At 43.4% G+C, this 13,568-nt stretch carries 11 protein-coding genes; 10 read left to right on the top strand and 1 reads right to left on the bottom strand.

Annotated elements, in window-relative coordinates; all coding sequences use genetic code 11:
- Window positions 1-66 precede the first annotated feature (66 nt).
- Both ACYZZR_RS00790 and asnB read left to right on the top strand, forming a co-directional pair.
- Window positions 67-1,008, top strand: a complete 942-nt coding sequence (locus tag ACYZZR_RS00790; protein WP_461532081.1) for a GSCFA domain-containing protein — start codon at window positions 67-69, stop codon at window positions 1,006-1,008.
- Window positions 1,009-1,194: 186 nt separating this feature from the next.
- The gene (gene asnB, locus ACYZZR_RS00785; RefSeq protein ID WP_461532080.1) at window positions 1,195-2,856 is read left to right on the top strand and encodes an asparagine synthase B; all 1,662 of its coding nucleotides are present in this window, start codon (window positions 1,195-1,197) and stop codon (window positions 2,854-2,856) included.
- 109 nt (window positions 2,857-2,965) lie between these two features.
- Here asnB and ACYZZR_RS00780 read toward each other — a convergent pair whose 3' ends face one another.
- The gene (locus ACYZZR_RS00780; protein WP_461532079.1) at window positions 2,966-4,258 is read right to left on the bottom strand and encodes an exo-beta-N-acetylmuramidase NamZ family protein; all 1,293 of its coding nucleotides are present in this window, start codon (window positions 4,256-4,258) and stop codon (window positions 2,966-2,968) included.
- Window positions 4,259-4,262: 4 nt separating this feature from the next.
- On the opposite strand from ACYZZR_RS00780, the gene ACYZZR_RS00775 reads away from it, so the two are divergent.
- The 8 genes from ACYZZR_RS00775 (at window position 4,263) to tsaB (ending at window position 13,560) form a co-directional block, all read left to right on the top strand.
- Window positions 4,263-5,498, top strand: coding sequence for an ABC transporter permease (locus ACYZZR_RS00775; protein WP_461532078.1), 1,236 nt, complete (start codon window positions 4,263-4,265; stop codon window positions 5,496-5,498).
- 108 nt (window positions 5,499-5,606) lie between these two features.
- Window positions 5,607-6,908, top strand: coding sequence for a M20/M25/M40 family metallo-hydrolase (locus ACYZZR_RS00770; protein ID WP_461532077.1), 1,302 nt, complete (start codon window positions 5,607-5,609; stop codon window positions 6,906-6,908).
- Window positions 6,909-7,053: 145 nt separating this feature from the next.
- Complete coding sequence (locus ACYZZR_RS00765) at window positions 7,054-7,758, top strand: ABC transporter ATP-binding protein (RefSeq protein ID WP_461532076.1); 705 nt, start codon at window positions 7,054-7,056, stop codon at window positions 7,756-7,758.
- Window positions 7,748-8,983, top strand: coding sequence for an ABC transporter permease (locus ACYZZR_RS00760; protein WP_461532075.1), 1,236 nt, complete (start codon window positions 7,748-7,750; stop codon window positions 8,981-8,983). The genes ACYZZR_RS00765 and ACYZZR_RS00760 overlap by 11 nt, the downstream gene beginning before the upstream one ends.
- 16 nt (window positions 8,984-8,999) lie before the next feature.
- On the top strand, window positions 9,000-10,265 hold the full coding sequence (locus tag ACYZZR_RS00755; RefSeq protein WP_461532074.1) for an ABC transporter permease: 1,266 nt from the start codon (window positions 9,000-9,002) through the stop codon (window positions 10,263-10,265).
- 54 nt (window positions 10,266-10,319) lie between these two features.
- Complete coding sequence (locus ACYZZR_RS00750; protein ID WP_461532073.1) at window positions 10,320-11,438, top strand: efflux RND transporter periplasmic adaptor subunit; 1,119 nt, start codon at window positions 10,320-10,322, stop codon at window positions 11,436-11,438.
- Window positions 11,439-11,442: 4 nt separating this feature from the next.
- Complete coding sequence (locus ACYZZR_RS00745; protein ID WP_461532072.1) at window positions 11,443-12,864, top strand: TolC family protein; 1,422 nt, start codon at window positions 11,443-11,445, stop codon at window positions 12,862-12,864.
- A gap of 18 nt (window positions 12,865-12,882) precedes the next feature.
- The gene (gene tsaB / locus ACYZZR_RS00740; RefSeq protein WP_461532071.1) at window positions 12,883-13,560 is read left to right on the top strand and encodes a tRNA (adenosine(37)-N6)-threonylcarbamoyltransferase complex dimerization subunit type 1 TsaB; all 678 of its coding nucleotides are present in this window, start codon (window positions 12,883-12,885) and stop codon (window positions 13,558-13,560) included.
- Window positions 13,561-13,568: the final 8 nt, after the last annotated feature.

Genomic DNA, 13,568 nt, shown 5'->3' with positions numbered 1-13,568 from the left:
ACCATATACCCGTAGAGACGTACGATCGTACGTCTCCACTCAACAATAGATTAAGGTTGAAAAATCATGAAACTGCAAACCCAAATACCAATATCCTCAGGGAATAATCACATCGATTACCATTCGAGGATATTGTTGTTGGGTTCGTGTTTTGTAGAACATATAGGAAATAAACTGGATTACTTTCAGTTCCGCATCCTGAAAAATCCCTTTGGAATACTGTTTCATCCTGGGGCAATAGCTCGTTTTCTAGACCGGGTAGTTTCGGGAAGTAAATACGAGGCAGATGAACTGTTTGAACAGCAGGGAAGCTGGCGCTGTTTTGATGCACATTCGGCTTTGGGGAATACCTCTAGAGTACAGGCTCTTGCCAATATCAATACTGCGCTCGAAGAAACAGCGTCTTTTCTCAAAACTACTACACATATCGTCATCACTTTGGGAACGGCTTGGGAATATCGTTTAAAAGAAACAGGACAGGCCGTGGCCAATTGTCATAAAATACCTCAAAGCAGATTTACAAAAAAACTCTCCTCGGTAGAGGATGTTGCAGGGAGTATTGTCCGAATCCGGGAAAATATACTTGCCATTAATCCGGATGTACATTTTGTGTTTACCATCTCTCCAGTAAGACACCTCAAAGACGGTTTTGTTGAAAATCAGCGAAGCAAGGCTCACCTCATAGCAGCTTTGCATCAAGTTATACCACAGGAAAATTACTTCACCGCTTATGAAATCGTGATGGACGAGCTAAGAGACTATCGCTTTTATGCCGAAGATATGATGCATCCCAATGCCACTGCTATTAATTATATTTGGGAGAAATTTGCAGCCGCTCACATCGCACCACAAGCTATTCCGGTTATGAAGGAGGTAGATGTCATCAGAAAAGGACTTTCTCACCGACCTTTTTCACCCGATTCTGCCGAATACCGGGATTTTAAAAGCAAGCTAAACAAACGTATACACCGATTGAAATCGGAATGGAGGTATATGAAGTTTGAGTAATAGACACCGTACTACGCTTTCTTACAATTTGTTCGTAAATTTTCTATTTGTTCTTCTTTGTTTTGTATTTAATAATTGAATTCAGTTTAAAATGTGTTTTGTGTAATCACTTTTGAATGTTTAGTTTTTAAATTGAAAGTTAAAGATAATATTTGCAGGGTATTTAGAAACAAAAATATTTGAGATATGTGTGGAATATTAGCAGTAATAGGTGCAAGTTATAGTTCAGACGGAAGTTTGGAGACGAGGAAGCCTGTAACCGATGCAGAACTTATAGGAAAGATATCAAAGCGAATGGCACACAGAGGGCCGGATGAAAGTGATCTGCATTTCACTGAAAATGGGCATGTGTTGAGTCATGAGCGATTGTCTATTATAGATTTGAATACCGGTAAGCAGCCCATACAAGGGACCGATACCGCTTGGATGGTACACAATGGCGAAATATACAATCACGGCGAACTGCGAGAAACAGTATTGAAAGACCACACTTTCCGCACTACTTCAGATTCTGAGGTTATTGTACATCTCTATGAGGAGTTTGGTTATGACTTTTGCAATAAACTTGATGGGGTGTTTGCTTTTGTGGTGATAGATGGTGACGATTTTATTGCTGGTAGGGATCCGATAGGGGTAAAACCACTATACTACGGTACAGATGCAGAAGGACGGATGTATTTTTCTTCCGAAATGAAAGTTATAGCCGATCAGTGCGTAGAGTTTGCCGCTTTTCCTCCCGGGCATTTCTACACTCCTAAAACTGGATTTGTACGTTATTTTAGTCCGAAGTGGTTTGACAGTAAAACCGCCACAAAAGACCTCGACTTAGACAAACTGCGTGAAAGTTTGATCGCGGCTACTGAGAAGCGGCTGATGAGCGATGTGCCGTTGGGTGTATTGTTGTCGGGCGGACTGGATTCGTCTCTTACTTCTTCTATTGCCTGTAGATTGCTGGAGGGTACTGGACAAAAACTACACTCTTTCTCTATAGGGCTGGATGCAGATGCTCCCGATCTTATCGCAGCTCGTAAGGTGGCAGAATATCTCGGCACCGAACATCACGAAATACACTTTACCATAGAAGAGGGGATAACTATTCTCGAAAAGTTGGTGTGGCATTTGGAAACTTATGATGTGACTTCTATCAGAGCTTCTACTCCAATGTATTTTATGAGTAAGGCCATTACCGACCTCGGAGTGAAGGTAGTGCTGAGTGGAGAGGGAGCCGACGAAATATTTGGTGGTTATCTCTACTTTAGGAACGCACCTTCTCCCGAAGATTTCCAAAAAGAAACCATCGATAGGGTACAGAAATTGTCAACTGCCGACTGTCTTCGAGCAGATAAGAGTACTATGGCTCACGGACTGGAAGCTAGGGTGCCTTTCCTCGACAAGTCTTTTTTACAGACAGCCATGGAGATTATGCCTAAATTCAAGCAGCCCAAGACATACGACGGTGTAGAAAAGTATATACTGAGAAAAGCTTTCGACACCCCCGAGCGACCTTTCCTCCCGGACGAAGTGCTGTGGAGGCAAAAAGAACAGTTTTCAGATGGTGTGGGCTACAACTGGATCGATACCCTGATTGCGCACTGTGCTTCTCAGGTAACCGATACACAAATGGCTACGGCTGCCGAAAAGTATCCGATAAACACTCCGGCGACCAAGGAAGCCTTTTTTTACAGGGAAATTTTTCACAAGCATTTTCCTCAGGAGAGCGCGGCCAAAACGGTAAAACGATGGATACCGAAATGGCAGGAAAATACCGATCCCAGTGGTCGCGCCAACGCGGCACACGTCAAAGCCGATACGACTATAGCAGTAGAAAAAGCTAGCATTACTTTGTAGATAGCCAAAACCAACCAACTATATGATTGCCCGGAATACAGTTTGTTTTCCGGGCTATCTTTTTTACGGTTCAGAGAAATCCGCTCTCCTGTGTGAGTGTGGAAAAGAACTATTCACGGTACAGTAAATACTTTTTCCGAATCTTTTTAAATGCTTTCAATCCTTCTTGCCAACTCGCCCTGATCTCACTTTCAGCCGTTCCAGATTCGATTTGTTGGCGGAGCTGTTTTGTCCCTGCCAGCTTGACGAAGAAGTCGGTGAAGAAGTCTTCTTTCTTTGCAGTACTTTGATAAGCTCTGATAAGCCATTTGAGTTCTATGCGCTGCAATCTTTCTGTGCTGGAGAGATCTTCTCCATAGCATAGTTTTCCGAGGTGTTCGGGTTTGGCAGCCCCAGCATTGGGCTCAGGGGTAAAACTGTAGGGATATTTTGATTTGGGGAGATAGGGCGAACCGTATATTTGAAACTGTTTGTCGGTACCCCTTCCTTCACTTACATCAGTGCCTTCAAAAAAACAGATGCTGGGGTAGAGGTTGACCGCCTGAGCATTGGGCAAGTTTGGCGATGGTTTTACGGGAAGTTGATAAGGCATATCTTTGGTATAATTGGCACAACTAATCACTTGAATTGGGCATTGTACTCCTTTTTCTAGCCACTTTTCACCGTTTATCATCAGGGCGTATTCACCTATGGTCATACCGTGAGCTACGGGTATGGGATGCATACCGATAAAACTCTTGTGCTGTGGCTCGAGTATAGGGCCGTCTATAAAGTGCCCGTTTGGATTGGGACGGTCGAGGATAAGCAGTGGTTTTTGAAGTTCAGCACAGGCTTCCATCACATAGTGAAGTGTAGAGATATAGGTGTAAAAACGAACACCTACATCTTGGAGATCAAAAACGATGATGTCGATGTCTTTTAGTTGTTCGGGTTTTGGTTTTTTGTTGCTGCCGTAAAGAGAAATTACCTCGAGTCTTGTAGTCGGATCTTTGCCGTCTTTCACAGTTTCTCCGGCTTCTGCAGTTCCCCGAAAACCGTGTTCCGGAGCAAAGACCTTCTCTATGTTTACCCCTCTGCTGAGCAGACTGTCTACCAAGTGAACATAGGAGTTCTTTTTCTGATCTCTGAAAATAATGCTGGAGGGATTGGCTACAACACCTACTCGCTTGCCATTTAGTAGAGGTAGGTATTTTTCTGTTTGATCGGCTCCGGTTTCTATCGTCGTTTGTGGAACGGCATTGTTTGATAGTGTTAGGTCTGTTGTAGCTTTGGAAGAGGCTCTATTGCTGCAAGACAGCAGCAACAAGAGAAAAACGAGTGGAGGAAGTTGGTTGCCCTTCCTTATAATTTCGAGGAAGTACCGTAATAAAAATGTATTTTTGGGGTTTGTAAAACAAAACATCCCGTTGAATTTAGAGTTTTTCATAGCAAAACGCATCATTAGGTCGAAAGATTATAAAAGTAGTGTATCGGCACCAATTATAAAAATTGCGATAGCTGCTATAGCCATAGGCCTGGTAGTAATGCTGGTTTCGGTAGCGGCGGGAGTGGGCTTGCAACAAAAGATCAGAGAGAAGGTTGCCGCTTTTAACGGACATATACAAATCTACAATTACGACAATAACCAGTCTGAAGTCTCGGTACATCCAATATCTTTAAACCAAGATTTTTATCCCGAATTTACATCCATACCCGAAATTATACATATACAAGGAGTGGGTTCCAAGGCGGGGATCATCCGTCTTGAAGATACCTTTGAAGGTATCATCGCAAAAGGAGTGGGAAGGGACTACGACTGGAGGTATTTTTCTGAATATCTAGTAGAGGGGAGGTTGCCCGATTATACAGGAAAGCTCAATAATGAGGTCTTACTCTCCAACTACTTGGCCAATAGATTGAACTTGAAAGTAGGGGATACTTTCTACGCATTTTTCCTGAGAGATGAGGAGAGTACTGTACCCAATCAGCGTGTTTTTAAGGTGACGGGGTTGTACGACAGCGGTTTTCAGGAGTTTGATGCGAAATTTGTGTTTACCGATCTGCGCCATATACAGCGTATGAATCGATGGGAAGAAGATCAGGTAGGAAAGTTTGAATTGTTTATCTCCGATTTCGACCGACTGGAAGAGGTAGGTAATCAGGTGTATGGGCAAACACTTTCTACCCTCGATTCGACTACCATTTTACAAGAGTTTCCTTCCATGTTCGAATGGTTGGGGATGTTTGACTTTAACACAGCTCTTATAATCGGTATTCTTATAGTAGTAGGAGGGTTTAATATGATTACTGCCCTCCTTGTACTCATTTTAGAGCGCACCCCCATGATCGGTATTCTGAAGGCCTTGGGAAGTGAAGATTGGAGTGTGCGCAAGATTTTTCTCTACAATGCGGGCTACCTGATTTTGATTGGCCTCTTTTGGGGTAATCTCATAGGTTTGGGATTGCTGTTCTTGCAGAAATACACCGGGTGGATCAAATTGGATCCGACCAATTACTACGTGTCTGAGGCTCCAGTGTATATCAGCGCAGGCTATATCGTATGGCTCAATCTGGGGGTATTGGGACTCTGCTTGCTTATGTTGTTGGTGCCTTCTTATATCATTACCCGGATTGTGCCGTCCAAAGCGATGCGGTTCGATTGATATTGCTCTGCAAATTCAGATAATTCTCTAGGGGAATTGTGAAGTATTGCGCAAGACAAGTGCGATGAAATTCTTAAATTAGCCACTTGTTATATTAAAATTATATCCATGTCGAGACTCCGAACTTTTTTCAGTACAGGATTGGTGTTGGCCGTAGTAACAGGCCACGCTCAAAATCTTTCCAAAACAGAGCGTCAGATTGCCGATGCTGTAAGTCGAAATTTTGAGGATCAGTTGGAGTTTGTCGAAAAGGTGGTCAATATAAACAGCGGAACCATGAACCACGCCGGAGTGCGGAAAGTTGGGCAAGTATTTTCTGAAGCTTTCGATGAAATTGGGTTTGGAACGCAGTGGTTGGATATGCCAGCCGAAATGGACAGAGCTGGGCATCTCTTTGCAGAGGTAAAAGGGACAAAGGGGAAAAGAGTGTTGCTTATAGGGCATTTGGATACAGTTTTTGAGGAAGATAGTCCGTTTCAGACTATGAAAAAAATAAATGACAGCACCGCTACCGGCCCCGGAGTAAACGATATGAAAGGTGGAAATACCATTTTATTATATGCCTTAAAGGCTCTTAGCGAAAACGGACTTTTAAAAGATAGGCAGGTGGTGGTAGCGCTGATGGGCGATGAAGAGTATACGGGTAAGCCCTTGTCAATAAGCCGAAAGGCACTGATAGATGCAGCAAAACGAAGCGATGTGGCTTTGGGTTTTGAGCCTTCAACCGGTTTTTCTGAAGCTACTATGGCGCGACGAGGTTCTTCGGGATGGAAAGTTGAAGTGAGCGGTAAACAGGCTCATTCTGCAGATATTTTTAGTGAAGAAGTAGGAGCAGGAGCCGTTTTTGAAGTCTCCCGTATACTGCACGAGTTTTACGAGAAGTTGAGAGGTGATCGCTATCTGACCTTCAATCCGGGAACGGTACTGGGCGGTACCGAAGTCTCTTACAACGAAGTGTTGAGCAAAGGAAATACTTTTGGGAAGACCAATGTGGTGGCCCGAACGGCTGTAGTAGACGGTGGACTGCGTTTTATATCGGAAAAACAGAAGGAAGAAGCTAGAGAAAAGATGAGAGAGATTGTATCGCGTAATTTGCCGGGTACCCAAGCGAAAATTTCTTTTTTTGACAGTTACCCTGCCATGGAACCTACAGATGGAAACAAACAATTGCTTGAAAAGCTGAGTGAGGTAAGTGTGGCTATGGGATTGGGAGAGGTGAAAGCCGCCGATCCGCTAAAAAAAGGAGCGGCTGATGTGTCTTTTGTAGCCGAGTATGTAGATTGTCTGGATAGCTTGGGCGCTATGGGAGAAGGGGCACACTCCCCCGAGGAGAATATCAATATCGAAACTTTTGAGGCCCTCACACTAAGGGCAGCCATACTGATATACAGATTGCTCTCGGAAGATTGACATTTTGCGTATGGCCTGTTGAAAAGTGAAAAAAAGAAAATTTTGAGGCCCAGGTTGTAACGTTTTGCTTTTTTTAGCGTCTAAACATCGGTAGTACCTTGCATTAAGGTCACAAAATATTTCAAAAAAAAGAAAGCTCCAAAACATGATTGAAATAAAAGACTTACACAAATCTTATCGCATGGGAGCCAATTCCCTTCACGTACTAAAAGGACTAAATCTGTCTATAAAGGAGGGGGAACTTGTAGCGATTATGGGGTCTTCCGGATCCGGAAAATCGACCTTGCTCAATATTTTGGGAATGCTCGATGAAGCAGATTCAGGCGATTATATCTTAGATGGAGTGCCAATCAAGAATCTCAACGAGACCAAAGCTGCCAAATACAGAAATAAATTTCTCGGATTTATCTTTCAGTCTTTCAATCTTATCAATTATAAAACAGCCATAGAAAATGTGGCATTGCCACTCTATTATCAGCGCGTAAACAGAAACGAACGACAGGAGAAGTCTATGAGGTATCTGGAAAAAGTGGGACTAAAAAACTGGGCACATCACCTGCCCAGTGAATTGTCGGGAGGGCAGAAGCAACGCGTTGCAATTGCTCGTGCCATGGCTGCAGAGCCAAAGGTATTGCTGGCCGATGAGCTTACAGGAGCCTTAGACAGTAAGACTTCATACGAAATTATGGATCTCGTACAGCAAATCAACGACGAGGGTAAAACCATATTGATCGTGACACACGAACCCGATATAGCGCAAATGTGTAAGCGTATTATACACCTTAAAGACGGTGTTATCGTGGAAGATTCTTTAGTGGAACAGGTAAGAGCTGCGTCGTATGTTCAGTAGAGATCGCTGGCAGGAAATATTCCAAACCATCAGCAAAAACAAGCTGAGGACGTTCTTGTCGGGCTTTACCGTGGCCTTGGGGATATTTATTTTCACTGTGCTATACGGTATGGGCAACGGACTGAAGAATTCCTTTAACGAATTTTTTATGGGAGATGCTACCAATACTTTTTCTATCTATCCCGGGCGCACCTCTGAGCCCTATAAAGGTTTTAAGAGCGGCAGGACTATTGAATTTAGAAATGACGATATAGAGGATATAAAAAAGGATTTTGCGTTTTATCTCGACGAGATTACTCCGGTAATTTCCTTTAGTGCTACTGCGAAATACAAAGGAGAATCTAATAGTTATACGATAAATGCTGTAGCCCCACCCTACCAGGATATGCAGAAGACTATACTGATGAAAGGACGGTATATCAATGTAAAAGACCTTGAAAAGAGAAGCAAGAATATCGTTATCGGTAGATTGGTAGAACTCGATTTGTTTGGAAAATCGGAAAATGCCCTTGGGAAATTCTTGGATGTTGGAGGGATTATTTACCGCGTAGTAGGAGTGTTTCAGGACGATGATGGCGACAATGAAGAGCGGATTATCTATATGCCCTACACCACGCGTCAGATGCTGGATCAGGGTACCGATAAGATAGGGCAGATTACACTGACTTACAATACCAATATCGGCTATGCCGGCGCTATGGCATTTGACCTGAGCTTGCAAAAGTACCTAAAGTCAAAGCACAATATAGCTCCCGACGACCAAAATGCTATTTATTTGAGGAATATGGCCGATATCGTTCAGCGTAATATGATGTTTGCCAATATCTTGCAATTGGTGGTTGTATTTGTAGGTATAGGCACGCTGATAGCCGGAGTGATAGGTATCAGTAACATTATGGTTTTTGTAGTGAAAGAACGCACCAAAGAATTGGGGGTTCGAAAGGCGCTTGGAGCCACACCGGCATCGGTCATAGGACTAGTGCTGCAAGAGTCTATTTTTATCACAACTATAGCGGGTTATGGCGGACTGGTGTTGGGGGTGGGAGTGCTTTCTGCTATGGGCGATCGCTTTAAGGAAGACTATTTTATCAGTAATCCGGGAGTAGGGCTGGGCATAGTGATAACAGCCACTCTTGTACTGGTGTTTTTTGGAGTACTGGCAGGATATGTCCCGGCTAAAAAGGCGGCCAATGTAAAACCTATTGTAGCGCTGAGAGACGAATAATAAAAAGAGAATACCTATGCGGTTTATTTTTGAAAGAGATACGTGGCAGGAGATTTTCGGGTCTATTCGCAAGAATAAGGTGCGTACCGTAATCACGATTATCGGGGTGTTATGGGGAATCTTTGTGTACGTCGCACTTTCTGGGGCTACCAAGGGACTGGACAACGGTTTTGAAAAGGTGTTTCAAGGTATTGCTAACAACAGTATGTTTATATGGACACAGCGCACCAGCATTCCCTATGGAGGGTTTAAGATTGGAAGAAATATACGCTTGAAACTCGGTGATGTAGAAGACTTAAAAAACAAGTTGCCGGAGATTCAGTTTATCGCTCCCCGAAATGTGATGGGTGTTTTTGGAGGTGCTCCGCCCCAGGTTATAAGAGGTGAAAAATATGGTACTTTTCCCGTTTTTGGGGATTATCCTGAAGTAGATAGAATATCGAAGAAAAAAATCTATGAAGGAGGGCGTTTTCTCAATGAAATGGATATTGAGAAGGAGCGGAAAGTCTGTGTTATTGGAGAACGGGTGAGAAACGACCTCTTCGACAAAGACGAAGATCCGGTAGGGGAATATGTAAAACTCAACAACATATACCTGCAGGTGGTAGGAGTGTATAAAAAATCGGAAAATGTGGATTTTGAAGGCGATAATTCGCTTATGTTGCCGTATACCACCTATAGAAATATATTCAATACAGGCGACAATGTAGGGTGGATGGCTATTGCGGCCTACGACAATGTTGATATTGTTGCCCTGGAAAAGGATGTGAAAAGTCTGCTCAAACGCAGACATAAGGTGCATCCCGACGATGAAAGAGCCTTTGGAGGCTTTAATCTGGGAGAGGCCTTTTCCAAGTTATTTGGCTTTGCCCGAGGATTAAACTTTTTATCTCTTTTTGTTGGGATGGCTACTATTTTGGCCGGGGTAATTGCCATTGGAAATATTTTGCTGATATCGGTAAAAGAGCGCACTCGTGAACTAGGAGTGAGAAGGGCTTTGGGGGCTACTCCTGCAGAGGTGAGAGGGCAAATTCTGCTCGAATCGGTTTTTCTCACTTTGGTTGCCGGAATCATGGGGATTATTATGGGATCTGTTGTATTGGCTTTAATCAATTTGGTGACTCGAGGAGATGGTGATTTTCCCTATGCCAATCCCACCGTACCCATACCTTATATTTTAGGAGCCCTGATGGTGATGATTTTACTCGGAACCTTGATCGGACTTATTCCGGCACAGCGGGCAGTAAATATTAAACCTATAGATGCCCTCAGGGAAGAATAGTTAGAGTAAACTAACAAATAAAGTATAAAGATTAACTAATTTAGCGTGTCATAGATGAAAATAGTAAAGTATTTGGGAATCGGAGCTCTTATTGTAGGAGTACTCTTTGCTGCAGCTTATTTTGTGAAGTCCAATAGTAAGTCGCCCATAACCTACAAGACGGAACAACCGTTTAAAATGACCATAGAGGAGAAATCAGTAGCTACAGGGAAGGTGATTCCGGAAGATGAGGTTGCCATAAAGCCTCAGATATCTGGTATCATAGGAGAAATACTAGTGGAAGAAGGCGATGAATTACAAGCCGGTGATCTCATAGCTAAAATAACCGTGGTGCCCAACGAACAAGCCTTGAATACCGCTAAGGGAAGGGTGAGCAATGCTGAAATATCGTTGAGGAATGCCAAAATAGAATACAATAGGAATAAGGAGCTTTTTGATAAGGGGGTAATTTCTGCCCAGGAATTCAACAATATAGAACTCACTTATAACCAAGCCAAACAAGAGCTTGCCAATGCTCAGAGCGATCTTCAGATTATACGTGAAGGCTCGGCTGGAGGGTCACGTACTGCCAATACAAACGTAAAGGCTACTATTTCGGGAACAGTGTTGGAAATACCGGTTAAAATAGGAGACCAGGTGATAGAGAGTAACAATTTTAACGATGGTACAACCATCGCCAGTATCGCCGATCTTTCAAAGATGATATTTGAAGGATTGGTAGACGAAGCGGAGGTGGGAAAACTTGAAGTTGGGTCTCCGCTGAAAATAAGTTTTGGAGCAATACCTAACAAGGAGTTTGACGGAACTTTAAAATTTGTGGCGCCTAAGTGGAACGAAGAAGAAGAAACTGCTTCGGGAGTGATACAATTTAGGATAGAAGCCGATATTTTAATCGAAGATGGCTATTTTATCAGAGCAGGATACAGCGCCAATGCCGCTTTGGTTCTCGACAAGAAAGAAAATGTACTCGCTATAAAAGAAGCTTTGCTTCAGTTTGATAAGGAAACCGAAGAACCCTATGTGGAAGTGCAGACAGGAGAACAGGAATTTGAACGAAGGGAAGTGGAAACAGGTATTTCCGACGGAATCAATATAGAAATAATATCCGGCCTTTCGGAAAACGACCGGGTAAAAGTGTGGAATAAAACAGAACCTCTGAAAAACAATAAATAACCCTATGAGAACAAGATTATTTTTTCTGACTTTTCTCCTCACAACCTTATTTGCCTATCCCCAGGCCAAAAAATGGACCTTGAAATCCTGTATAGATTACGCGCTAAAACACAACATAAGCGTACGGCAAAGTGAACTGGATGCTCGAGATGCCGAAATCAATAAATCGGATGCGATAGGGAACTTTCTGCCCAAGGTCAACCTAGGGGGGGCTCACTCCTGGAACATAGGGCTCAACCAAAATATCACCACGGGAATACTCGAAAACCAAACTACACAATTTACGTCTTTTCAGGGGTCGGTAAGCATCGATGTATTTAAGGGATTGCAGAATGTGAAATCCCTGAGAAGAGCCAACCTTAGCATTCTTGCCAATAGGTATAAGCTGGCTGATATGAAAGATGATATAGCGCTTTCGGTAGCCAATGGATATTTACAGGTGCTTTTCAGTAGAGAAAACCTCGAAGTAGCCAAAGCGCAGTATGCGGTTACAGTACAAGACTTGAAGAAAACTAAAGAATTGGTCGCTTCGGGGGTAGTGCCAAAAGGAGATCTGTTGGAAATAGAAGCTACTGCGGCTACTCAGGAACAACAGATTGTAAATGCTGAAAATGAACTTAGATTGTCCAGAATTTCATTGGCACAACTTCTCCTAATTGACGATTATGAGAATTTTGATGTGGCCGACGAGGATTTTATAATCCCCGAATCGCGTATCCCCGACGAGTCACCCCGAAGTATTTATGAAAAGGCACTGACCTTTAGAAATGATATAAAATTTTCGGAGGCCAATGTGGCTTTGGCCGAAAAGGATGTGGAAATAGCAAAAGGGGCAATGATGCCTACACTGTCGGCTTATTACGGTTACGATACCAGAATATCGTATCAGGACAGAACCGTGGGTACGGGAGAATTTGATCTGGTACCTATAGGGGTGGTGCCTTCTACTCAAGAGGCTGTAGTGACCAGTCGTGAGATTGTTGGAGTACGCGGACCGATGCCTTTTTTTGATCAATGGACCTTGAACGACGGACATTCATACGGTTTGCAGCTCAGTATTCCGGTGTTCAACGGTTTCTCGGCACGCAATAGCGTGAAGCGAAGTGAAGTAAACCTGGAGCGCACTAAAAATCAGCTGGAACAAGACAAATTAGATCTCGACAATGCAGTACATCAGGCTTGGAACGATACCCGTGCCGCATTCAAGAGTTATGAAGCTGCCGGTAAGGCTCTGGAAGCCCGAAAGGAAGCCTATAATTACGCTCGTGAACGGTATAATGTGGGGCTGATGAACGGTTTCGACTACGCTCAAGCACAGGCTAGGGTAGACAATGCGGAAGCTGAATTTGTAAGAACCAAATACGACTACATCTTTAAGCTGAAAGTCTTGGAATTTTATTTTGGGATACCGCTAGAGCAATTGTAATATTCATAAAACGGAGAGATGGCTGTTATTCTCAATCTGGAAACCTCTACTACCAACTGTTCTGTGTGCCTGGCTGTAAACGGCGAAGTTGTAGCGATTAAGGAACAGGACGATATAAACTATTCCCATTCCGAAAACCTCCATCTATTTGTACAAGAGGTCCTTGAAAATGCAGGTTTTCGTATGGAAGAGGTAGATGCCTTTGCCGTGAGCATGGGGCCGGGTTCTTATACCGGGCTTAGAATCGGGGTGTCTGCAGTAAAAGGCTTGTGCTATGCCTTAGACAAGCCTTTGTTGGCCATACCCACTTTACAGCTGCTGGCGTCTCGATATCGTGGAGTTGATGGACTTGTTTTGCCCTTGCTCGACGCTCGAAGGATGGAGGTCTATTCGGCAGTGTACGACTCAGAACTTAAACCGATAAGAGAAACTCGAGCTGAAATTGTAGATGAGCATTCTTTTGCAGAGTGGTTGGAAGGGGGAAAAGTGTTCTTTACCGGTAATGGAGCTGAGAAGTGCAGGGCGATTATCCTTCACCCCAATGCAGTATTTCCGGAACACAAGGAGGTGCCTTCCGCAAGTGGAATGGCATTGCTTTCTGAAGAAAAATTCAAATCAGGAAGCTTTGAAGATGTCGCCTATTTTGAGCCGTATTACCTGAAAGATTTTGTGGCGACCACGCCTCGTAAAAAGTAGGGATAAGA

The organism is Sinomicrobium sp. (genome assembly GCA_029266035.1).
Lineage (GTDB): Bacteria > Bacteroidota > Bacteroidia > Flavobacteriales > Flavobacteriaceae > Sinomicrobium.
This window is presented reverse-complemented; position numbering and strand designations above follow the sequence as displayed.

Coding starts and splice junctions, on each gene's coding strand:
- ACYZZR_RS00790 (WP_461532081.1), top strand. CDS start 67: ATGAAACTGCAAACCCAAATACCAATATCCTCAGGGAATAATCACATC.
- asnB (WP_461532080.1), top strand. CDS start 1,195: ATGTGTGGAATATTAGCAGTAATAGGTGCAAGTTATAGTTCAGACGGA.
- ACYZZR_RS00780 (WP_461532079.1), bottom strand. CDS start 4,258: ATGTTTTGTTTTACAAACCCCAAAAATACATTTTTATTACGGTACTTC.
- ACYZZR_RS00770 (WP_461532077.1), top strand. CDS start 5,607: ATGTCGAGACTCCGAACTTTTTTCAGTACAGGATTGGTGTTGGCCGTA.
- ACYZZR_RS00765 (WP_461532076.1), top strand. CDS start 7,054: ATGATTGAAATAAAAGACTTACACAAATCTTATCGCATGGGAGCCAAT.
- ACYZZR_RS00760 (WP_461532075.1), top strand. CDS start 7,748: ATGTTCAGTAGAGATCGCTGGCAGGAAATATTCCAAACCATCAGCAAA.
- ACYZZR_RS00755 (WP_461532074.1), top strand. CDS start 9,000: ATGCGGTTTATTTTTGAAAGAGATACGTGGCAGGAGATTTTCGGGTCT.
- ACYZZR_RS00750 (WP_461532073.1), top strand. CDS start 10,320: ATGAAAATAGTAAAGTATTTGGGAATCGGAGCTCTTATTGTAGGAGTA.
- ACYZZR_RS00745 (WP_461532072.1), top strand. CDS start 11,443: ATGAGAACAAGATTATTTTTTCTGACTTTTCTCCTCACAACCTTATTT.
- tsaB (WP_461532071.1), top strand. CDS start 12,883: ATGGCTGTTATTCTCAATCTGGAAACCTCTACTACCAACTGTTCTGTG.